Genomic DNA, 21,842 nt, shown 5'->3' with positions numbered 1-21,842 from the left:
AGCTTTCGCACCGCTGCTATGTTGCGCGCGACCGCCAGTATGCTATAGCGCCATCTTGTTGCGAAGACTGGCTTAATCGCCTTTTGGGGTCCGGCATGGCAGATCTGAGGGACGCCCGCGTCCTCGTTACCGGCAGCGACGGCTTCATCGGTTCGCATGTCGTCGAGGAGCTGGTGAAAGCCGGGGCCTGCGTCAAGGCGATCGTCTATTACAACTCCTTCAACTCGTGGGGCTGGCTGGACACCGTTCCTGCCGACATCATGAAGTCCGTGGAGGTGGTCGCCGGCGACATCCGAGATCCGCATTTCATGATCGCAGCCGCCAACGGCTGCACCGACGTGCTGCACCTGGCGGCGCTGATCGCGATCCCCTTCTCCTATGTCGCGCCCGATTCCTATGTCGAGACCAATGTGCGCGGTACCGTGAACGTGCTCCAGGCCGCGCGCATGGCCGGCGTGCGGCGGTTCGTGCAGACCTCGACCAGCGAGGTCTATGGCACGGCGCAGACCGTTCCGATCAAGGAGAGCCATCCGCTGGTCGGCCAGTCGCCCTACTCGGCCTCGAAGATTGCCTCCGATCAGATGGCGCTGTCGTTCCACGCCTCGTTCGACATGCCGGTCGTCGTGATCAGGCCGTTCAACACCTATGGACCGCGGCAATCGGCACGTGCGGTGATCCCCACGATCATCAGCCAGATCGCGACCGGCAAGCGCAGGATTCGTCTCGGCGCCGTCAGCCCGACCCGTGACTTCTCCTTCGTCACCGACACCGCGCGCGGCCTGATCGCGGGACTCACCGCACCGGCCGAGCAGACCGTCGGCCAGACCATCAATCTCGGTAGCGGCTTCGAGATCTCGGTCGGCGCCACCGCGCAGATGATCGCCGACGTCATGGGGACCACGATCGAGATCGAGACCGACGAGGCGCGGCTGCGTCCCGCCAATAGCGAGGTCGAGCGCCTCTGGGCCGACAATTCCAAGGCGCGCCAGCAGCTCGGCTGGGCCCCGGAATTCGGTGGGATCGAAGGCATGCGCCAGGGCATCGTGAAGACGGTGAACTGGTTCACCAATCCCGTCAATCTCGGCCGCTACAAGGCGGACGTCTACAATGTCTGAGGCAATTGTGGGAACGGCCGCGACCAGATCCGACATCTCTACGCGCACCTTCGATCCGAAGGCCGTGGTCGATGCCGTCCGGCGCGCCGCAGGCACGTCCAACGGCATCCTCGGCCTGCACGAGCCGGTGTTTGCCGGCAACGAGGTCGCCTATCTCGAAGAATGCATCAAGAGCACTTTCGTCTCCTCGGTCGGCCCGTTCGTCGACCGCTTCGAGCGGATGCTGGAGGAGGTGACGGGCGCCAAACGCGCGGTCGCCGTCGTCAACGGCACGGCGGCATTGCACGCCTGCTTCCGCCTCGCCGGCGTCGAGCCCGGCGACGAGGTCATCTCGCCGGCGCTGACCTTCATCGCGACCACGAACGCGATCGCCTATTGTGGGGCGGTGCCGCATTTCGTCGACAGCTCCTTCGCCACGCTCGGCATGGACCCGCGCGCCCTCGCCGCGCGGCTCGAGAGGATTGCCGAGCGAACGCCAAAGGGCGCGGTCAATCGCGAGACAGGACGCCGCATCGCTGCGATCTCGCCGATGCACACGTTCGGGCATCCCGTCGAGCTCGACGAGATCGCCGCGATCGCCCGCGACTGGGGCATCGCACTGGTGGAGGACGCCGCGGAATCCTTGGGCTCGACCTACAAGGGTCACGCCGTCGGATCGCAGGCGCGGCTCGCGGCGCTGAGTTTCAATGGCAACAAGATCGTCACCACAGGCGGCGGCGGCGCCATCCTCACCAACGACGAGGAGCTCGGACGCCGCGCCAAGCATCTCACCACCACCGCGAAGCTGCCGCACAAATGGGCCTTCGTGCACGACGAGATCGGCTTCAACTACCGCCTGCCCAACCTGAATGCCGCGCTCGGCTGCGCCCAGCTCGAGCAGCTCGACGGTTTCCTGGCAAGCAAGCGCAGGCTGGCTGCGGCCTATGAGCGCGTCTTTGCGGACGTTCCCGGCGTATGCTTCTCGCGCGAGCCCGAGGGCACCACGAGCAATTACTGGCTGAACGCGATCCTTCTCGACGAGGCCCATGCCGGACGGCGGGACGACCTGCTGACGGCGCTGAACGAAGCCGGCTTCGGCGCGCGGCCGGCCTGGACCCTGATGCACCGCCTGCCGATGTTCTCGGACAGCCCGCGCGGCGATCTCGCCACCGCCGAGTCGATCGAGCGCCGCCTGATCAACCTGCCGAGCAGCGCCAGCATCAGAGCCCGCGATGAATAGCGGCACGCGAAAGATCTGCTTCGTCACCGGCAGCCGGGCCGATTTCGGGCTGCTGGTCTGGCCGATGCGCGCGATCCGCGAGACGTCAGGCTTGAGGCTCCAGCTCATCGCCACCGGTATGCATCTCGCGCCCGAGTTCGGCTACACCTTCAACGCCATCCGCGACGGGGGCTTCGAGGTCGACGAGCGCATCGAGACGCTGCTTGCCAGCGACACCGGCGCGGGCGTTGCAAAATCGGTCGGGCTCGGCGTGATCGGCTTTGCCGACGCGTTCACGCGGCTGCAACCGGATCTCGTCGTCGTGCTCGGCGACCGCTTCGAGATGTTCGCGGCCGCCCAGGCCGCGATGTTCATGCGGCTGCCGATGGCGCATCTGTTCGGCGGCGACGTCACCGAAGGCGCGGTCGACGAATCCGTCCGCCACGCCATCAGCAAGATGTCGCATCTGCATTTCACCAGCAATCAGGACTCGACGCGGCGCTTGATGCAGCTTGGCGAGCACCCAACCCGTATCCACACCATCGGCTCGGTCGGCATCGACGCCATCAAGCATCTCGATCTGATGAACCGCGACGACATCGGCAACGCGATCGGGATGCCGCTCGGCGAACGCAATGCGCTCGTGACGTTCCATCCGGTGACGGTCGAGGCCGGACGCTCGGTGGCCGAGCTGGACGAGCTGTTCGCGGCGCTGTCGAGGCTCGATCCCGGCTTTCGCCTCATCTTCACGCTCGCCAATGCCGATGCCGAAGGGCGCGCGCTGAACGACCGGACCAAGGCCTTCGCGGCCGGCCGGCCGAACACGATCGCGGTCGCCTCGCTCGGGCAGCTCCGCTATCTCAGCCTGATGAGCCAGGTGGACGTCGTGATCGGCAATTCGTCGAGCGGCATCCTCGAAGCGCCGTCATTCGGTGTTCCGACGGTGGATATCGGCGACCGTCAGAAGGGGCGCGAGCGCGCCGACTCGGTATTTCACGCCACGCCCGAGCGCGGCGCGATCGCCGCGGCGATCTCGCAAGCGCTTGAGCGGGGCCGCAAGGACACCGTCAATCCCTATGGCGACGGCAATTCCAGCCGGCGCTTTGCCGACATCATCGCGGCCATCCCGGATTTCGGCCAGCTCCTGAAGAAGGGCTTCTACGAAGCTCCCGCAAACGGAGCGCGGCCATGACGAGACACACGCTGATCATCGCGGAGGCCGGCGTCAATCACGACGGCAGCCTGGACAAGGCACTGGCCCTGGTCGATGCGGCAGCCGATGCCGGTGCCGACATCGTCAAGTTCCAGACCTTCAATGCAAAGGCGCTGGCGGGCGGAGCGGCGAAGAAGGCCGGCTACCAGCAGCGCACGACGGACGCCGCCGAGAGCCAGCTCGCCATGCTGGAACGTCTCGAGCTGCCCCAGGCTGCGCATCATACGCTGATCGCGCGCGCCGAGGAGCGCGGCATCGCGTTTCTGTCGACACCGTTCGACGACGCTTCGCTCGCCTTTCTGCTGTCGCTCAAACTGCCGCGCATCAAGATCGGGTCGGGCGATCTCACCAATGCCCCGCTGCTGCACGCCGCAGCGAGGGCCGGTGCGACGCTGATCCTGTCGACCGGCATGGCGACGCTCAGCGAGATCGAGGAAGCCCTCGGCGTATTGGCGCACGGCTATGCGCAGCGCAACGATGCTGCGGGCCTCGCATCTTTCCGCGCAGCGTGGCGCGATCCGGCAGCGCGCGCCGCGCTGGCGCGGCACGTCAGCCTGCTCCATTGCACGACCGAATATCCCTGCCCCATCGCCGATGTGAACCTCGCTGCGATGGCGACGATGCGGTCGGCGTTCCAGCTTCCGGTCGGCTATTCCGATCACACTGACGGTTTCGAGGTTTCGGTCGCCGCGGTCGCGCTCGGCGCGGCGGTCATCGAGAAGCACCTGACGCTGGATCGCAGCGCGCCCGGTCCCGACCACGCGGCCTCGCTCGAACCTGATGATTTCAAGCGGATGGTCGGCGCCATCCGCAATGTCGAGGCCGCGCTCGGCGACGGCGTTAAGGCACCGAGGGAGTCCGAGGTCGGGAATGTGCCGGTGGCGCGCAAGAGCATCGTGGCGGCACGCGCACTGAAGGCCGGCGAGATCATCGGCCCGGCCGACATCACCACCAAGCGGCCGGGCACGGGGCGGTCGCCGATCGAGTACTGGTCCCTGATCGGAACCGCAGCACCGCGGGCGCTCGAGCCGGATGATCCGGTCTAGCGGCGAGGCTTGGCAGGAACCCCGCTCAGCACCGAGCCGGACGGCCATGAGCCCGTGACGACAGAGCCCATCGCGACCAGCGTATCGTTGCCGATGGAAATGTGATCGCGGACACGGCTGCCGAGCCCGACGAAGCAATTGTCGCCGATCTCGACGCCGCCGCCGACCACCGTTCCCGGCGAGAGATGGGTGTAGTGTCCAATGCGCACGTCGTGCTCGACGACCGCGCCCGAATTGATGATGCAGTGATGGCCGATCATGCTTCGCGCATTGACGATCGCGCCCGGCATGATGACGCAGCCCAGACCGATCGTTGCCGACGGCGAGACGAACGCGCGCGGATGGATCACCGACGCCCAGCGCGTCAGCTGCAGCCGGCCGATCATCTGCCGGCGCGCGGGCCCCGCCTGCATCGTTCCGACACCGACCACGAAGGCGGCATCGGGATAGTTCGGCGCAACATCATCGGTTCCGAGATAGCGCGCATCGCCCAACGTTCCCGGCTGGCGATCGAGGAAACCGATGACGTTGAACTGGCCCGACAGAAGCGCTGCCTCGTAGACCATGAAGGCATGTTCGCCGCCGCCGATGATGATCAGATCGTCCATCGCGATTCCCCTGAGCTGCACCGATCTTAGCGGCCGGGCCCGGGCGCTTCAAACCGATCGATTGCGCCTGAAAACGCTTGAATTAACAAGGACAAGCCCGGGTCCCCTGACGGGGTTGACGCCGCCTCTCGCAGCCGCGATATAGCAGGCTCAGCCGTGGGCTGCCCACAAATCCGGCGTGTACGAGGCAGAATTGCCATGAAATCCTGGCGCAAGGCCATCGTCGGTACCCAGGCCAGTGTGGGCGAGGCCATTGCCGCGATCGAGAGCGGAAGCATCCAGATTGCGCTGGTGCTCGACGACCAGAACCGGCTGCTCGGCGTGGTCACCGACGGCGACGTCAGACGCGGACTGCTGCGCGGCATCGCCCTCACCGGGCTTGCGACCGACATCATGAACCGGACGCCGGTGTCGGCCCCTGCGACCTTGCCCCGTGAGGATCGCCTGCATTTGATGCGGCAGAGGTCGATCAAGCAGCTCCCGCTCGTCGACGAGGGCGGCCATCTCGTCGTGGTCGAGACGCTCGATGAGCTGCTCGAGCCGCGCCAGTATCAGAATCCGGTGCTGATCATGGCCGGCGGCCTCGGCGAGCGCCTGGGCGCGCTGACGCGCGACGTTCCGAAGCCGATGCTCAATGTCGGCGGCCGCCCGCTGCTCGAGACGATCGTCCGCAACGTCGTCCAGCAAGGCTTCGGCAACATCTTCATTTCGGTGAACTACAAGGCCCAGACGATCAAGGATTACTTTGCCGATGGCGCCGCCTTTGGCGCCAACATCCAGTACGTGCACGAGACCGAGCGCCTCGGCACTGCCGGTGCGCTCGGGCTGTTTGCAACACCGCCGGATCTGCCGATGATCGTCACCAACGGCGACATCCTCACCACGATCAACTACGGAGCGCTTCTCGACTTCCACAACGGAGCGCCGGCAGAAGCGACGATGGCTGTCCGCGAGCACAAGGTGCACGTCCCCTATGGGGTGGTGTCTACCACGGACGGATTTCTCCAGACCATTCGCGAGAAGCCGACCGAGAGCTGGTTCGTCAGTGCAGGCATCTATGTGATCGGCAGGTCGGTCTTCCGCCACGTCACGCGGGGCGTCAGCATCGATATGCCGACCGTGCTCGAGCGCGTGATCGCCGACAAGGGACGCGTCGCGGTCTATCCAATTCGCGAGTACTGGCTCGACATCGGCCGGCTGGAGGATTTCGAGCAGGCGCATGCGGAGTTTCACGAGGTCTTCCCGTGATCTCGACAACAGCCGTCGTGGTTGGCCTCGGCTCGATCGGCACAAGGCATGCGCGCGTCCTGCGCGAGCTCGGCCTTCGGGTCGCAACGGTCAGCCGGCGCGAAGGTGGCGACTACGGTTCGATCGCGCAGGCCGTTGCGGCGGCGCATCCGGACTATGTGGTGATTGCCACCGAGACGGCGCGCCATGCGGACAATCTGCAAGAGCTGGCGCAAACCGGCTTCCGTGGCAAAGTCCTCGTCGAAAAGCCGCTTTTCGCAACGCCGGCACCGGCCCCGAAATATCCGTTTGCCCATGTCAGCGTCGGATACAATCTGCGCTTTCACCCAGTGATGACGGCGCTGGCGGACATGCTGCGCGGACGCGACGTGATCACGGTCGGCGCCTATGTCGGCCAGGACATCAGGGACTGGCGACCGGACCGCGATCACCGCACAACCGCCTCCGCCACGGCTGATGCCGGGGGCGGCGTGCTGCGGGATCTCAGCCACGAGCTGGACTATCTGCTCTGGCTGTTCGGGCCATGGCATCGCGTCGCTGCGCTTGGCGGCGCCTCCGGCGCGCGCGACATCGACGTCGACGACCACCTCGACCTGCTGCTCGATATGCAGCGGGCGCCGTCCGTCCACGTCCACATGGACTATCTCGACCGTCAGGGCGTCCGCCGCATTCGCGTCAATGTCGACGACGACACCATCGAGGCCGATCTCGTCGGCGGCCGCCTCGCCGTCAACGGTAAGGCAAGGGAGATTCCCAGCGAGCGCGACCAGACCTACCGCGACATGCATGTGGCGGCGATGCGTGGCGCCCAGCCGGCCTGCTCCCTGCCGGAGGCCCTCGGCGTCATGCATCTGATCGACGCCAGCGAGCGCGCGTTGCGCAGCAAGACCTGGGTGTCGCCATGAGCCTTGTCTGTACCATCTGCGCGCGAGGCGGCTCGAAAGGTGTCGTCGGCAAGAACGCGCGCGATCTCCTGGGTAGGCCCGTGCTCGCGTGGAGCATCGAGCAGGCGCGCGAGACCGGCCTGTTCGACGCGATCGCCTTCAGCAGCGATTCGGACGCCTTGCTCGATGCGGCGGTGAAGGCCGGCGCCGATATCGCGGTCAAGCGCCCCGATGAGATGGCGACCGACACCGCACCGAAGCTGCCGGCGATCCGGCACTGTCTCGAGCAGGCCATCGCGAAAATGGGTACAACGCCGGAGATTTTCGTCGATCTCGATGTCACGTCCCCGCTCAGGCTGGCCTCGGACATCACCGGTGCAGTGGCGTTGCTGCGCGAGAGCGGCGCGCGCAATGTCATCACCGGTGCGCCGGCGCGGCGCTCGCCGTATTTCAACCTCGTCGAGCAGCGCACCGACGGCAGCGTCGGCCTCTCGAAATCCGCCAATCCGCCCATCACCCGACGGCAGGACGCCCCGCGCTGCTTCGACATGAACGCGTCGATCTATGTCTGGCGGGTCGCACCGTTCCTGGAGCACCCCGCGGTGTTCTATCCGGATACGCGCCTGTTCGAGATGCCGGAAGAGCGTTCGATCGACATCGATTCGGATCTCGATTTTGCAGTGGTGGAACTGTTGCTCCGCCAGCGGCTACCGGCCTGAGGAGGCGCAAGCGATGACCGCGAGCTTCAAGGCTCTGTTCGATCTGACTGGGCGGACGGCCGTCGTCACCGGCGGCTGCGGCATTCTCGGACGTCGATTTGCCGAGGGGCTTGCCGAGTTCGGCGCCAATGTCGCGATCGTGGATCTCGATCAGGCTGCGACCGACGCGGCGGCGGCCGACGTCGCCTCACGCCATGCCATCCGGGCCAAGGGCTACGGTTGCGACATCACCAATTCCGATGCGGTGCGCAAGACGGCCGATGCAATCGAATCCGACCTCGGACCGGTCTCGATCCTTCTCAACAACGCCGCCAGCAAGACCCGCGACATCGACGCCTTCTTCGCACCGGTCGAGAAATTCTCTCAGGAGACCTGGCGCGAGATCATGGCTGTCAACCTCGACGGCATGTTCAACGTCGCGCAGGTGTTCGGCGGCCGAATGGCTGAGCGCGGCTACGGCGCCATCGTACAGACCGCCTCGATCTACGGCCTCATGGCGCCCGACCAGCGCATCTACGAGGGCTCCGAATATCTCGGTCGTGCCATCAACACGCCCGCGGTTTACACTGCGTCCAAAGCCGGCGTAATCGGCCTGACCAAACACTTGGCAACCTACTGGGCCGCGAAGGGCGTTCGCGTCAACACCCTTACCCCGGGCGGGGTGGAGAGCGGACAGAACGAGACCTTCAAGGCGCGCTATGGCGCCCGCATCCCGCTGGGCCGCATGGCCAGAGCGGACGAGATGGTCGGCGCGATGCTGTTCCTGGTGTCCGACGCGGCCTCCTACGTGACGGGGCAGAACATCGCCGTCGATGGCGGATTGAGCGCCTGGTAACGAAACACCAAATGATCAAGCGCCTGATCCAGAACACGGTGATTTCGGCGTTTGCCTTCGGCGTGGCCGCGTTGCTGGGCCTCGCAGTCATTCCGCTGATCATCGGAACCTGGGGGGTGACCGAGTTCGGTCTCATCGTCATTTCGCGGCTTCTGCTTCCCAGCGGCATGATGGCGGTGCTTGACCTCGGTCTGTCCGAGGTCGCAACCCAGGTCGTCGCGCGCGCGCGAGAGCACCGCAATTGGACCCAGGCCAGCCGCCAGATCGCCTTCCTGGGCGCGGCCTCCATCGCTCTCGCCTTGATCCTCAGCGCCGCCATCTGGCTCGCGACGCCGCTGTTCGTCATCGTGATGAAGGTGGACGCCGCGCACCTCGAGACGTTCGCCCGGATCATGCACTACACGGCCCTCGCGAATCTGATCTTCGTTCCGGCGCTGGTGTGGGAGGGCATTGTCAAAGGCTTCGAGCGCTACAACCTGCTCCGCGCCGCCGAGGTCACGTCGACGGCGGCCTATGTCGGCCTGACATTCGCAGCATCGTGGGCGGCGGCAGGCTTCGAGCTGGTCGCCTACATCTATCTCGCCACCCTGGTGGCCCGCGCCGTCGTCATCGGTATTGCCGCCTTCGTCGCCCTGCGGCACAAGCACGTACGATTGCTGCCATGGACCCAGGACATCCGGCAGGACATTCAGCATCGTTGCCTGCTGTTGCTGCAAGGCAAGCTCATGGGCGGCATTTCCGGACCGCTTCAGCCCTTCTTAATCGGATTGCTGTTCGGACCCAAGGCCGTCGGCACCTATGATGCGCTGGTGCGCCTGTCGCGAGTCTCAAAGGTTGTCGTGAGCCTTCTGACATCCGCCCTGCTTCCGATTGCCAGCCGTCTCGACGAGCGCGGCAGCGCCGCGTCGTTCCAGCGCCTCGGCGACCTCGGCGTCGTCATGATGCCGATGTTCGTCGTACCGCCGCTCGCCAGCACCGCTATCCTTTCGCCTCAAATCATGGAGATCTGGATCGGCCCGCTTCTTGCGCCCTACGCGTTCTGGATGGGCCTCAGCTTCCTGGTTCCGATCTGCGCGCAATATGTGGCAACCGGCAGCCTGATCTTCCTGACGCGGCCCGAGGTGCAGGCCAAGCTCAACCGGCTGGTGGCCGTTCAGCTTCTGATCTGGGCGGCGATCTCCGCCGCGACACTGCATTTGTTCGCGGAACGCGCCCTGATACTTGGCCAGGTCATCGGCAGTATCGCCGTGCTTCCCTTGCAGTTGAGAGAGTTGCGCAGTGCACTCGAGCTCGATCGCAATCAGTTCGCGAAGATGATCGGAACCCAGTTCGCAATCCTCCTCCTGGCAAGCGTTTTTCTCGCAACAATTGCAGGTTACATTCGGTTCGACAGCGTGCTAAAGCTCGCGCTCGGTTCCATGGTTTTCTGTCTGGTGACCTGGGTGCTCCAGTACTTTCTGGTCCTCGAGCATCGGCACCGGACCGTATTTCCCGCAGTCGGGCAACTGATGGGACTGACATCCAAAGCAGCTAAATGAACATCCACGCGACAGATACGAAAGCGGTCACTCCAGGGTTCGCTCCGGCGTCTTTGTCGGACAAGGCCATGAGCTATGCTATCGACGCAGCAAGGAGCATTGGCCGTCTTGCCTTGCGCCGCGTGAAGCGCACGGCCGACATCGTCGATTCCGAGTATAATCTGACGCATTGGCAGCGGATGCTGTCAGAAAAGAAATGGACCAAGGCTGCCAACGTCGACGAGTTCCTGATACAGAAGAACCCCGCGCTGGGTCTTCGCAAGGTGGACAATCAGATTTGCAGGACCGCGGCTGACGACTACTATCGCTATCGCGCCAGAGCCCTCGCCGACCTGCTGGCACGGCATACTGGTGGCGCCACGGAGGTCATCGAACTCGGCGCGGGCTGCGGCATCAATCTGCTGTCGCTTCACCTCAGTCATCCCGACTGGAGGCTCCGCGGGTTCGACATCGCGCCGAACGGCATTGCTGCGGGCCGGGAGATCGCAGCACATTTTGGCCTTTCGGACCGGATATCGCTCGACAAAATCGACCTGACCGACAGCAACGACCCGAACTATCCCGCCATCAAGGATCAGGTCGTCTTCACGTACTTCTGCATCGAACAAATCCCTTATGACGTGCGCAAGGTGGTGGATAACATCATTGCTGCGAGGCCAAAGCGCGTCATCAACATCGAGCCGACGACGGAGCTACTGAATCTCTCGAGCCCCCGAGATATCGTCAGCTTCCTCTACATCCGTTCGGTCGACTACCAGACGCAGCTGTTCTCGACGCTCGACGATTACGAGCGGCAGGGCCGCCTCCGCGTCCTGGCGCGCGAACGAATGCCGTTCGCGCCGACGATCCACAATGATGGTTTTTTGTATTGCTGGGAGCCCACATGACAGCCATCGACACGACGACTGATCGGCCCGCCCCGAGCAAGCCAAAGGTCAGCCAATTCCGTCGCCTCCTGTGGCATGTCAATCGCACTGATCTTGGATGGGCGATAAAGGCAGCTCTGACCACCTTGCAGTTGCCAGCGCGCGCCAAACGCATCGAGCTCCTCAATCGGCTTCCCTCGAAGCCCGAATGGTCCGAGGCGAGCCGCAAGCTGGCGGCGGACGGGTATGTCGACGTGTCCGAGCTCGTGGACCGCAGCCTCGCTGAAGCAGTCGCTGCGGTGGGCGAGGCCAAGGTGAGCCGGCTGAACGAACTTACCGGCAAGCAGCAGCTCGGGCATAAGTCCTTCTGGGTCAGTCTGCTGGACGAAGACCTCGTCAACGGCGCATTCGCGACCGACCATCCTTTCGTGCGCTACGCCCTACAACCGGCTGCACTGCGCATCATCGGCGACTTCATGCACGATCTGCCACAATTGTCGGACGTATTGCTGACGCTGTCGCAACCCACTCCGAACCAAGCACTGAGTTACTCTCAGCTGTGGCATCTGGATCACGACGACAAGCGCGTGTGCAAGCTCTTCATCTATCTCACCGATGTAAGGGACACGGCCGACGGTCCGTTCACGTTCATCCCGGCCGGCCCGTCGAGGCCTTTCCGCAACACGCTGAAGAGCCACATGAGCGACGCACAGGTGTTCGCCAAGACCGGTCCTGACGCGGTCAAGGAAATGATCGCGCCGCGCCTGTCTTCCTTCATTGTGAACACGGCCCGCTGCCTGCACATGGGAAGCCGAATTCAGTCGGATCACAACCGCCTCCTCTACACGGCAACCTACATCCAACAGCCGCGCATCTTCCCCGAGCCGCCGCCGCGCTTCCGAGCGGCCGGCGTGCTGACGGAGCTCGAGCGCGCAGTAATGCGGCTCTGACGCGGCCGGCCGGGAGTCACATCTTGCGCATAGGCCTGGTGGTCGATCACCCCAAGCGTGACCTGCCGGGGGCGGTCATGCTCGGTTATCAACTCGCGCGGCGCGGCGTCTCCGTCGTGCTGGTGCCGATGTACGAGCAGGCCGTCGATGTCCCACGGCTCGGGCTGGACGCACTGGTCGTCAACTACGCGCGTCCCGTCAATCTCGACCTGATGCGCAGCTTCGCCAGAGCCGGCCTGGCGCTCTACGTGCTCGATACCGAAGGCGGCGTGCTCGCGCAAAAGGGCGGCAACTCGCCACCGGCTATGGCGGCCCACATCAAGGACAGCGGCTACGCTGACATCCTGACTGGCTATTTCTTCTGGGGCAGCCGGCTGCACGAGGCCTTCCTCGGGGCCGGCACCATGAAGCCGGAGCAGCTTCACCTCACCGGCTGCCCGCGCTTCGATTTTGCGGCCCCGCGCTGGCGCCCGTTGCTCGACGGCGAGCCGCGCGGCTATCTGCTCGTCAACGCCAACTTTCCGCTTGTCAATTCACGCTTCACCGGCAAGCCGGGCGGCGAGCGCGAAGCCATGGTGCGGGCCGGGTGGGATGGCGGCTATGTCGATCGCTTCATCGCGGACCTGAAGCAGGTCTTCGCCAACTATCTGGCCGAAATCGACCGGCTCGCCGCGGCGCGCCCCGACCGCAGCATTCTCGTGCGTCCGCATCCGTTCGAGAGCGAAGACGTCTATCGCAACGCACTCTCGCGCCATGCCAACGTCCTGGTCGAAGGCTCCGGCAGCGTGCTCGATCGCATCCGCAATGCAGCCGCCGTCATTCATCTCAACTGCGGCACGGCGGTGGAATCGGTCCTGCTCGGCAAGCTCCCGCTCCAGCTCGAATACCTGAACACGCCGACCACCGCCAGCCATGCCGCGCTGCCCGCGCGCGTCAGCCGGCCGGTCGCCTCGTTCGACGAGTTGCTCGGCGCGATCGACAACATCGAGCGCGAGACCGAGGCCTTCGATTTCGCCCGCGTTCACGCCGCCGATATCGAGGCATTCTTTCACTTGAACGACGGGCAAGCCGCCGAACGCGTCGCCGACGTCCTGACGCGCGCGCTGAACGCGCGCCGGCCCTACGTATCGCTGCTTGCCACCATGAAGGGCACGCGCGACAAGCCGAGCATCGGCCAGATCATCAAGGGCGCCGCCAGCGCGGCGCTCGGCTCGGCCGTCACCGAGCGGCTGCGCAGCCAGTTCAATCCGGCCCGTCGCGACAAGCGGATCGCACCGTCCATCGTCCAGCCCCTGCTTCAGCGCATCGCCGCGCACGATCAGGCGAGCCCGTCGCAATATACGGCAAGGCGCGCACATTGCGCGATGACGGGCTTGCCGCTCGCGAGCATTGCGATCGAACACGCCCCAATAGAGCCATGACAGCATCTGCGAAGACCATTCTCATCACCACGCTTGCCGAATACCAGACGCGGTTCTGGATTCCGGTGGCGCAACGCTTGCGCGCGGCAGGCCATGACGTGGAGCTGCTTGCCTTCGACGATCGCAGTGCCGAGATGTCGGTAGCCGAGGGCGTGCCGGTCACAAACATGTATCGCGAAGGCCTCAAGGCCGGCTCCTCGCCCGACGATCGCGGCGCCTTCGATACGCGCGTCGCATCTTACGGGTTGGACGGAACGAACTTCCTGTTCAGCCATGAGCGCTTCACCTTCGGGATCCGCGATAGCGCCGCCTTGCGCCGCCGCTTCATGATCTACGCCAACGCGATGGAGACGGTGCTCGACCGGCTGGAGCGGCAAGGCAAGCACGCGGAGCTGGTGCAGGAGCTCGGCGGCTTTCTCTCGGTGATCGCGAGCTTCTACGCCGCAAGGCGCCGCAACATCCGCAACTGGTTCATCGAGCCGTCGTTCTTTCGCGGCCGCATGTATTTCACGCCCGACACGCTCGGCGCGCCCGACGTGATGCCGACGCCGGCGGACACGGTTTCATCAGAGGTCCGCGCCTATCTCGACGACACGCTGACGCAGCGCGCGATTGTCATTCCCAAGAAGGACCAGCATCATTATTCGGCGGCCTTCAAGAAGGTCGTCAATTTGCGCAACGCCAATCGTCTCGTCGAAAAGCTCTGGGACCAGTTCGCGCTCGGCAAGCACCAGGAATTCGGGCACAATCTGCGTCACGCTCAGGTGCATGCCGCGATGGCGCTTAACGCGACGCGGTTGCGCAAGCTCTACCAGCCGCTTCCCGAAACGCCCTTCGTCTACTATCCGTTCCACGTTCCGGCAGATATGGCGCTGACGCTTCGCTCGCCGGACTATCTCGACCAGGTTGCGACCATCGACTTCCTGCTGCGCACGATCCCGGATTCGCATGTGCTGGTGGTGAAGGAGCATCCTGCCCAGATCGGGGCAATCTCGGCCGCCCGCCTGTTCGAGCTCGCGCGCCGGTTCGACAATTTCGTGCTGTTGCCGCCGCAGACCAACAATTACACGGTGCTCGATCGCGCCGCTGCCGTCGTCTCCGTCAACAGCAAGTCGGGCGCCGAAGCGCTGCTGCTCGGCAAGCCGGTGGTGGTGATGGGCGACGCATTCTACCGCTCCTGTCCGCTGGTCTATGCGGTCGATCGTCTGGCCGACGTACCCGCACGGTTGCGCGCGGCGCTCGCCGCCGGGCCGTTCGATCCCGCCCAGGGCGCGCCCTATTTCGAGTCGGCCTGGCGACGGTCTTATCCGGGCGAGCTCTATGTCAGCGACACCAAGCTGCTCGACACCTTTGCGGCCTCCTTGCGTACCGCAATCGCCGCGCCTGACCGCGCGAACTGAACGGACCCGTCATGCCGCTCGTTTCGATCATCACTCCATCCTGGAACGTCGAAGGCCTGATCGAGGAGACGATCCGCTCGGTGCAGAGCCAGACATTCACAGATTGGGAGCTCTTGATCGCCGACGACTGCTCGACGGACAAGACCCCGCAGATCATCGCCGGCATCGGCGAGCGCGATCCGCGCGTCAAGCTGATCCGGCAGGCGAAGAATGGCGGCCCGGCGCTGGCGCGACAGGCCGCGATCGACCAGGCGAAGGGCCGCTATCTCGCCTTCCTCGACAGCGACGATCTGTGGCTGCCCGAGAAGCTCGAGCGGCAGCTCGCCTTCGCAAAGGCAAAGCAGGCCGCACTCAGCTACACCGCCTTTCGCCGCATCAACGACACCAACACGGTGACTGGCCGGCTGATCGAGGTGCCGGCCTCGCTCGCCTATGGGCAGCTCCTGAAGAACACTGCGATCGCGACGCTGACCGCGATGGTCGACCGCGAGATCGCAGGTCCCGTCGCGATGAAGAACGAGGGCTACGACGATTTCTGCCTGTGGCTCTCGATCCTCAAGCGCGGCCATACCGCATACGGCCTCAACGAGGATCTGGCCCGTTACCGGGTCAGAGGCTCCTCGGTCTCCAGTCGTCCGCTGCGCTCGGCCAAATGGGTCTGGCAGATCTATCGCAACGTCGAGCAGCTCTCCTTGCCCCGGTCCGCCTGGTGCTTTGCCCATTGGGGGGCGCGGGCCTGGCTGAAACGGCGGGAATTCTAGAGGCATGGCGGGACCCGGCTGGAAAGAAATGCCAAAACAACCCCATGCACAGTAGGGGTATTATAACACCTCCATCCAAACCCATTTGGCTATTGGCGAGTCCGGCCGTTGCCGATACCACTCAGCCTGCTCCCCGCGGACAATCTGGAACCGATCATGCCGTTTGAAAACTACAGGAACAGCCGCATCCTCGTGACCGGGGGCGCCGGGTTCATCGGTTCGCACCTCTGCGAGCGGCTGCTGGATGCCGGCGCCGAGGTGGTGTCCGCGGACAATTATTTCACCGGCAGCCGACGCAACATCGCCCATCTGATCGCAAATCCGCTGTTCGAGGCGGTCCGGCACGACGTCACCTTCCCGCTCTACATCGAGGTCGATGCGATCTTCAACCTGGCCTGTCCGGCCTCACCCATCCACTACCAGCGCGATCCCGTGCAGACCACCAAGACCTCGGTGCACGGCGCCATCAACATGCTGGGACTCGCCAAGCGCCTCAAGGCGCGCATCTTCCAGGCTTCGACCAGCGAGGTCTATGGCGATCCGCTGATCCACCCGCAGACCGAGGATTACTGGGGCAACGTCAACCCGATCGGCATCCGTTCCTGCTACGACGAGGGCAAGCGCTGCGCCGAAACTCTGTTCTTCGACTACTGGCGCCAGCACAGCCTGCCGATCAAGGTCGCGCGCATCTTCAACACCTACGGCCCGCGCATGCAGCCAAATGACGGTCGCGTGGTCTCGTCCTTCATCGTCCAGGCGCTGAAGGGCGAGCCGATCAGCGTGTTCGGCGACGGCGGCCAGACCCGCTCGTTCTGCTATGTCGACGATCTCGTCGAGGCCATCATGCGGCTGATGGTGACTGGGGAAGACGTCACCGGCCCGATCAATCTCGGCAACAATTCCGAGTTCACGATTCGCGAGCTCGCCGAAAAGGTCATCGAGCTCACCGGCTCGCGCTCCAAGCTCGAGTTCAAGCCGCTGCCGCAGGACGACCCGCGTCAGCGCCAGCCCGACCTCGCCAAGGCGAAGGCCGTGCTGAACTGGGAGCCGAAGGTTGCGCTCGAAGACGGGCTGAAGGAGACGATCGCTTACTTCAAGCACTCGCTCGAAATCGCCTGATCCCGCTCGCGGGCCATTCCCGTCACTGCGGATAGCTGCAATTTAGTCGCCAGGATGGGACATCGGCGAACCAAGACAGAGATGTTTGCCGGAGAAGCCTCGCGGAAACGACCTCGCCTTCAGGTCAGCTGGAAATCGAAATCGTGACGGGCCTGGAGAAAGTCGGCCAGAATGTCGATTGCAGCCGTGCCGTGACTGTCCGCCGGTGGAGTCCACTGATCCGACGCGGTCCACGGATCGGCTGGTGCCGGGATAAAGTCCGGCGGCTCGGATGGAGCAGTCAGCGGCGCCCCGCTTTGGGTGAAATCGAACGCGAAACCATCGCCGGATGTCGGCGCAGCGCCCACCGTGCCGTCGCCGTTGAGGTCCTGCTGGAGCGTCGGCTCCAGCGCTTTCAGAGACGGATCGGACCCGAGCACTTCCGGGGCCGCGGCAAGGGTCGTCAGGAAGTTGCCGTTCGCGTCCGTGCTCCACACGGAATAATGGGCATTCGCCGAGTTCTTCCAGACCACGTCGTAGCCACCGCCGGATACCTTCTCGGCGCCGATCACCGACCAGGTGCCCCAGTTCGCTGTGATCACCGCAGAGCCTGCATACTTCAAGGTCGGCCCGGTACCCGTCGCGATGCTCTCGAGATGGTAGTTGCCGCCGGATGAAACAACGCGCGTCGATCCAAACGCCTCGATCGTGGTGCTGACGGTAGCAGCGACGCCGATCGTCCCGTCACCGTTCAGATCTTGCTGCAGCGTCGGCTCCAGCGTCATCAGCGATGGATCGGTTCCCAGCATTTGAGGAGCCGAACCCAGCGTGGTCAGGAAGTTGCCGTTGCTGTCCGTGCTCCAGACGGAATATTGCCCGCCTGCCGAATCCTTCCAGACCACGTCATAGCTGCCGCCCGCCACCTGCTCGGCGCCGATCACCGACCAGGTGCCCCAGTTCGCTGCGATCACCGCAGAGCCCGCATATTTCAAGGTCGGCCCCGTACCCGTCGCGATGCTCTCGAGATGGTAGTTGCCGCCGGATGAAACCAGACGCGTCGATCCAAGCGCCTCGATCGTGGCGGTGACGGCAGCAGGGACGCCGATCAGACCGTCACCGTTCAGATCTTGCTGCAGCGTCGGCTCGAGCGTCTTCAGGGACGGGTCGGTTCCCGACATTTGGGGGGCCGAACCCAGCGTGGTCAGGAAGTTGCCGTTGCTGTCCGTGCTCCACACGGAATATTGCCCGCTCGCTGAATCCTTCCAGACCACGTCATAGCCGCCGCCCGACACCTGCTCGGCGCCGATCACCGACCAGGTGCCCCAGTTCGCTGCGATCACCGCAGCGCCCGCATATTTCAAGGTCGGCCCCGTACCCGTCGCGATGCTCTCGAGATGGTAGTTGCCGCCAGATGAAACGAGGCGCGTCGATCCAAGCGCCTCGATCGTGACGGCAACAGGGAAGCCGATCAGACCGTCACCGTTCAGATCTTGCTGCAGCGTCGGCTCGAGCGCCTTCAGGGATGGATCGGTTCCCAGCATTTGGGAGGCCGAACCCAGCGTGGTCACGAAGTTGCCGTTGCTGTCCGTGCTCCACACGGAGTATTGCCCGGTGGCCCCTTCCTTCCAGACCACGTCATAGCCGCCGCCCGACACCTTCTCGGCGCCGATCACGGACCAGGTGCCCCAATTCGCTGCGATCACCGCAGAGCCCGCATATTTCAAGGTCGGTCCGGTACCCGTCGCGATGCTCTCGAGATGATAGTTGCCGCCGGAGAGAACGAGACGCGTCGATCCAAGCGCCTCGATCGTGGTTGTCACCAAGCCGGAGCTTGCGAAGGTACCATCGGTGAATTGGAAGTACTCCACACCCACGGCAGTGTCGGTGCCGTCGGGCAAGCCGGAACGTTGATCGACGATCGTGAATGTCTGCGTCGCCACGTCGTACGAAATCAGGTAGTTGGCCCGGCTGCCCGAATATACCGCCGTGTCCGTGCCTGAACCGCCGTTGATGGTATCGCTGCCCGCACCGCCGGTGATCGTGTCGTTGCCGCCGGCGCCGTTCAGCGTGTTGGCGATGGCGTTGCCGATGATCGTGTCGTTGCCGGACCCGCCGGTGGCGTTGTCGATGTAGGAGCGCGCGTCGCCGCTATAAAGATAGGCGTTGTAGACGTTGCCCGATGCGTAGTGGCCGTCGCCGAGATAGGCCAGTTGCACGGCGGAGAACACCGACGAGGCACCGGGATTGAGGTTGATGCTCAGGTTCGTCGTGTAGTTCGACAGGTCGTAGGTATCGATGCCGCCGCCGTCCCAGACGGTCTCGTAGATGCGATTGGCCGAGCCGCCGACGCCTCCGCCCGGTGCGAGCTGGCCGACGCCATTGATGAACTGCTGCCCCGTGGTCGGATTCCAGGTGTAGACGGTGCTGCTGCTTTGCGTCGTGTAGTCCGCGCCGTACATCGTCTGGAGCGCGAGGATATCGTTGGCCATGTAGGTCTGCGAATATCCGTAGGCTTCGTTGGTATAGCCGCCCGTGGTCGAAGCGCCGACATAGCTGCGATAGCTCATGACGGTGTATTCGCTGCTGTCATGCGCGCTCGGCACCGCAACGTTGCCGGGGCCGCCGGCCTCCTGGCTGTGCTTGAGGCCGATCGCGTGTCCGAGCTCGTGCAGCGCAGTGGTGAAGTAGTAATTGCCGAGCTTGGCCAGCGAGAAATTGTATTGAGTCCCGAACCAGATGTCGCCGCCGGGTGCATAATTGCCGGGATAGTAGGCGTAGGCGGTCGGATTGGCGGCCGACGACTGCGCGATCATGAGGTCGGCGCCGTTGGTGCCCGCATATTGGATGTTGGCGTTGGTGTAGCTCAGGATCAATCCGACGGCGTAGTTGATCGCCGCCTGGATCTGCGTGGGCACCGAGGCAAAGCCCGAGGTGGTTGGCTCGCCGCTGCCGCCGGAATAAGGATTCGAATAGTCGCTCGGCGCGTCAGGAAAGCTGTAGGTGATCGTGCCCGACCATTTGACGCCGGACAGCAGGCCGTCAATCTCGGCGTTGTTGGTGGCACTGACATAAACGGCGGTGGCCAATGGACTCTCCAAGCAACGCGTCGTGTGATTCGCCGCGGGGGCACATGATTCTAGCTAGAGAGTTAAACGTTTGGTTTAAATGGGGCAGCGGCGTTTGCGCTGCTCCCATAAGGCCGTGTTAGCCATTAAATCCCGTAGTCATACGGAACGGCAGCATAGAGTTTCGTTCCCGGAACACCCGTGATTTGCAGGGTTTCATGAAGCGACGCACACTCCCGGCCGGCCTGTTTGGCGCCTTGATTGCGCTTGCTGGACTGTCCCATCAACCTCTCGGAGGACTGCCCGTGATGGTGGAGAAGGCCAAGGCAGACGACAGCAGCAAGGCAGGGCGCGCGCCCTCCATGCCGATGGCGCGAGATCCTGCCGCTGCGGTGGCAGAGGAATATGAAGCTGCCCGCCGGAAGGGAACGCGGGAGGCCCTTGAACTCTTCATTGCGCGCCATGGCGATGATCCCCTTGCCGCGCAGGCGCGGGCCGAATTGAAGCGCCTGTCGCGCTGATCTCGCAGACAGCGCCTCAGGCAAGGCATTTCAGCAGGCGGCATCGGCGCCGGCCCGGCTTGTCGCGTGATCTCTGGGCACTATGGTAGGCGCCCAATCTGTCCCGGAGCCTTTCACGATGCCCTTCCCGCATGCCTCGGAAGCCCTGTCGCGCTTCACCGTGCTCGATCTGACCCGTGTCCGCTCCGGGCCGACCTGCGTGCGCCAGCTCGCCGACTGGGGCGCCAACGTCGTCAAGATCGACGCGCTGACCGAGGATGCCGGCGGCGAGCAGCCGGGCGGGCCACGGCGCGGTTCCGACTTTCAGAATTTGCACCGCAACAAGCGGGCGATGACGCTGAACCTGAAGGACGAGCGCGGGCTCGCGGTGTTCAAGCGCCTCGCCGTCAAGGCCGACGTCGTGGTCGAGAATTTCCGGCCCGACGTGAAGAAGAAGCTCGGCATCGACTACGACAGCCTCGCCGCGATCAACCCGCGCATCGTCTATGGCAGCATCTCCGGCTTCGGCCAGGACGGCCCCTACCACAAGCGGCCGGGCTTCGATCAGATCGCGCAAGGCATGGGCGGGCTGATGTCGATCACCGGCGCACCGGGCGAAGGCCCGATGCGGGTCGGCATTCCCGTCGCCGACCTCAGTGCCGGTCTGTTTTGCGCGATGGGCATCCTCACCGCCCTGCTCGAGCGCGAGGTCTCGGGCAAGGGCCAGTGGGTGCAGACCTCGCTGCTGCAGGCCCAGATCTTCATGCTCGACTTCCAGGCCGCGCGCTGGCTGATGGAGAAGGAGGTCGCCAAACAGGCCGGCAACAACCATCCGACCAGCATTCCGACCGGCGTGTTCAAGACCTCCGACGGCTACATCAACATTGCCACCACGGGCGGGCGGATCTGGGAGCGCTGTGCGCAGGCGATCGGCGCGCCGGAGCTCTACACTCATCCCGACTATGCGACGGCTCCCGCCCGCTCGAAGAATCGCGATGCGCTCAACGCCGAGATCGAGAAGCGCACCGTGACGAAGTCGACCGAGACCTGGGTCCGCGAGCTCAACGAGGCCGGCGTGCCCTGCGGGCCGATCTACGCCATCGACCAGATGTTCGAGGACGCGCAGGTCAGGCATCTCGGCATTGCGCAGGACGTGCCGAACGATGAAGGCCGGCATATCCGCCTGGTCGGCCAGCCCGTGACGCTGTCGCGCACGCCAAGCAGGATGGTGGTGCGGCCGCCGGAATTCGGCGAGCAGACCGACGAAGTGCTGAAGGAGTTCGGCTTCGAGACCGACGAGATCGCAAGGCTCCGCGACGCCAAGGTGGTGTGACTTCGCGCGCCCCCGCCTGCAACGACAAAGCCCGGCACGAGGCC

General features: G+C 64.4%; 19 protein-coding genes. 17 read left to right on the top strand and 2 right to left on the bottom strand.

The genetic code is table 11. The features are described 5' to 3' along the window. Nucleotides 1-95 precede the first annotated feature (95 nt). The 4 genes from I6F17_RS19925 to neuB are packed head-to-tail and all read left to right on the top strand — an operon-like array spanning nucleotide 96 to nucleotide 4,572. Complete coding sequence (locus tag I6F17_RS19925; RefSeq protein ID WP_225130456.1) at nucleotides 96-1,115, top strand: NAD-dependent 4,6-dehydratase LegB; 1,020 nt, start codon at nucleotides 96-98, stop codon at nucleotides 1,113-1,115. Further along, nucleotides 1,108-2,334: a LegC family aminotransferase gene (locus tag I6F17_RS19920; protein WP_225130453.1), complete on the top strand. Its 1,227-nt coding sequence runs from the start codon at nucleotides 1,108-1,110 to the stop codon at nucleotides 2,332-2,334. Before I6F17_RS19925 ends, I6F17_RS19920 begins: the two co-directional genes overlap by 8 nt. Continuing rightward, the gene (neuC, locus tag I6F17_RS19915) at nucleotides 2,327-3,505 is read left to right on the top strand and encodes a UDP-N-acetylglucosamine 2-epimerase (protein ID WP_225130452.1); all 1,179 of its coding nucleotides are present in this window, start codon (nucleotides 2,327-2,329) and stop codon (nucleotides 3,503-3,505) included. Before I6F17_RS19920 ends, neuC begins: the two co-directional genes overlap by 8 nt. Continuing rightward, nucleotides 3,502-4,572 (top strand): N-acetylneuraminate synthase, encoded by a 1,071-nt coding sequence (gene neuB / locus I6F17_RS19910; protein WP_225130450.1) that lies wholly within the window; start codon nucleotides 3,502-3,504, stop codon nucleotides 4,570-4,572. Before neuC ends, neuB begins: the two co-directional genes overlap by 4 nt. Here the strand turns inward: neuB and I6F17_RS19905 are convergent. Next, nucleotides 4,569-5,180: an acetyltransferase gene (locus I6F17_RS19905; RefSeq protein ID WP_225130449.1), complete on the bottom strand. Its 612-nt coding sequence runs from the start codon at nucleotides 5,178-5,180 to the stop codon at nucleotides 4,569-4,571. The two genes, neuB and I6F17_RS19905, sit on opposite strands and share 4 nt — an antisense overlap. Nucleotides 5,181-5,378: 198 nt before the next feature. On the opposite strand from I6F17_RS19905, the gene I6F17_RS19900 reads away from it, so the two are divergent. From I6F17_RS19900 to I6F17_RS19850, 11 genes are all read left to right on the top strand, one after another. Next, on the top strand, nucleotides 5,379-6,428 hold the full coding sequence (locus I6F17_RS19900) for a nucleotidyltransferase family protein (protein WP_128266375.1): 1,050 nt from the start codon (nucleotides 5,379-5,381) through the stop codon (nucleotides 6,426-6,428). After that, entirely contained in the window at nucleotides 6,425-7,333 is a 909-nt protein-coding gene (locus I6F17_RS19895; RefSeq protein WP_128266374.1) for a Gfo/Idh/MocA family oxidoreductase, read from the top strand. The genes I6F17_RS19900 and I6F17_RS19895 overlap by 4 nt, the downstream gene beginning before the upstream one ends. Further along, a complete protein-coding gene (locus tag I6F17_RS19890; protein WP_225130448.1) occupies nucleotides 7,330-8,031 on the top strand; it encodes an acylneuraminate cytidylyltransferase family protein in 702 nt (233 codons plus the stop codon). The genes I6F17_RS19895 and I6F17_RS19890 overlap by 4 nt, the downstream gene beginning before the upstream one ends. Nucleotides 8,032-8,044: 13 nt before the next feature. Then, nucleotides 8,045-8,866: an SDR family oxidoreductase gene (locus I6F17_RS19885; RefSeq protein ID WP_225130447.1), complete on the top strand. Its 822-nt coding sequence runs from the start codon at nucleotides 8,045-8,047 to the stop codon at nucleotides 8,864-8,866. A gap of 11 nt (nucleotides 8,867-8,877) precedes the next feature. Then, a complete protein-coding gene (locus I6F17_RS19880; protein ID WP_225130446.1) occupies nucleotides 8,878-10,404 on the top strand; it encodes a hypothetical protein in 1,527 nt (508 codons plus the stop codon). Continuing rightward, nucleotides 10,401-11,291 carry a class I SAM-dependent methyltransferase gene (locus I6F17_RS19875; RefSeq protein ID WP_057028697.1) on the top strand — a complete coding sequence of 297 codons (891 nt, stop codon included), beginning with the start codon at nucleotides 10,401-10,403 and terminating at the stop codon, nucleotides 11,289-11,291. The genes I6F17_RS19880 and I6F17_RS19875 overlap by 4 nt, the downstream gene beginning before the upstream one ends. Next, nucleotides 11,288-12,220, top strand: a complete 933-nt coding sequence (locus I6F17_RS19870; protein WP_225130445.1) for a hypothetical protein — start codon at nucleotides 11,288-11,290, stop codon at nucleotides 12,218-12,220. The genes I6F17_RS19875 and I6F17_RS19870 overlap by 4 nt, the downstream gene beginning before the upstream one ends. A 23-nt stretch (nucleotides 12,221-12,243) precedes the next feature. Then, nucleotides 12,244-13,641 (top strand): surface carbohydrate biosynthesis protein, encoded by a 1,398-nt coding sequence (locus I6F17_RS19865; protein ID WP_225130444.1) that lies wholly within the window; start codon nucleotides 12,244-12,246, stop codon nucleotides 13,639-13,641. Further along, a complete protein-coding gene (locus I6F17_RS19860; RefSeq protein WP_225130443.1) occupies nucleotides 13,638-15,041 on the top strand; it encodes a capsule biosynthesis protein in 1,404 nt (467 codons plus the stop codon). Before I6F17_RS19865 ends, I6F17_RS19860 begins: the two co-directional genes overlap by 4 nt. Nucleotides 15,042-15,052: 11 nt before the next feature. After that, on the top strand, nucleotides 15,053-15,802 hold the full coding sequence (locus I6F17_RS19855) for a glycosyltransferase family 2 protein (RefSeq protein WP_225130442.1): 750 nt from the start codon (nucleotides 15,053-15,055) through the stop codon (nucleotides 15,800-15,802). Nucleotides 15,803-15,958: 156 nt separating this feature from the next. Next, on the top strand, nucleotides 15,959-16,921 hold the full coding sequence (locus I6F17_RS19850) for a UDP-glucuronic acid decarboxylase family protein (RefSeq protein WP_036007439.1): 963 nt from the start codon (nucleotides 15,959-15,961) through the stop codon (nucleotides 16,919-16,921). A gap of 119 nt (nucleotides 16,922-17,040) precedes the next feature. Here I6F17_RS19850 and I6F17_RS19845 read toward each other — a convergent pair whose 3' ends face one another. Continuing rightward, nucleotides 17,041-19,986, bottom strand: a complete 2,946-nt coding sequence (locus I6F17_RS19845; protein WP_225190441.1) for a M10 family metallopeptidase C-terminal domain-containing protein — start codon at nucleotides 19,984-19,986, stop codon at nucleotides 17,041-17,043. A gap of 197 nt (nucleotides 19,987-20,183) precedes the next feature. Here I6F17_RS19845 and I6F17_RS19840 point away from each other — a divergent pair, with 197 nt between their 5' ends. After that, nucleotides 20,184-20,486 carry a hypothetical protein gene (locus tag I6F17_RS19840; protein WP_057028692.1) on the top strand — a complete coding sequence of 101 codons (303 nt, stop codon included), beginning with the start codon at nucleotides 20,184-20,186 and terminating at the stop codon, nucleotides 20,484-20,486. A 118-nt stretch (nucleotides 20,487-20,604) separates the two neighbouring features. After that, complete coding sequence (locus I6F17_RS19835) at nucleotides 20,605-21,798, top strand: CoA transferase (RefSeq protein ID WP_225125709.1); 1,194 nt, start codon at nucleotides 20,605-20,607, stop codon at nucleotides 21,796-21,798. Nucleotides 21,799-21,842: the final 44 nt, after the last annotated feature.

It is taken from the genome of Bradyrhizobium sp. NBAIM18 (assembly GCF_020193825.1).
Lineage (GTDB): Bacteria > Pseudomonadota > Alphaproteobacteria > Rhizobiales > Xanthobacteraceae > Bradyrhizobium > Bradyrhizobium yuanmingense.
This window is presented reverse-complemented; position numbering and strand designations above follow the sequence as displayed.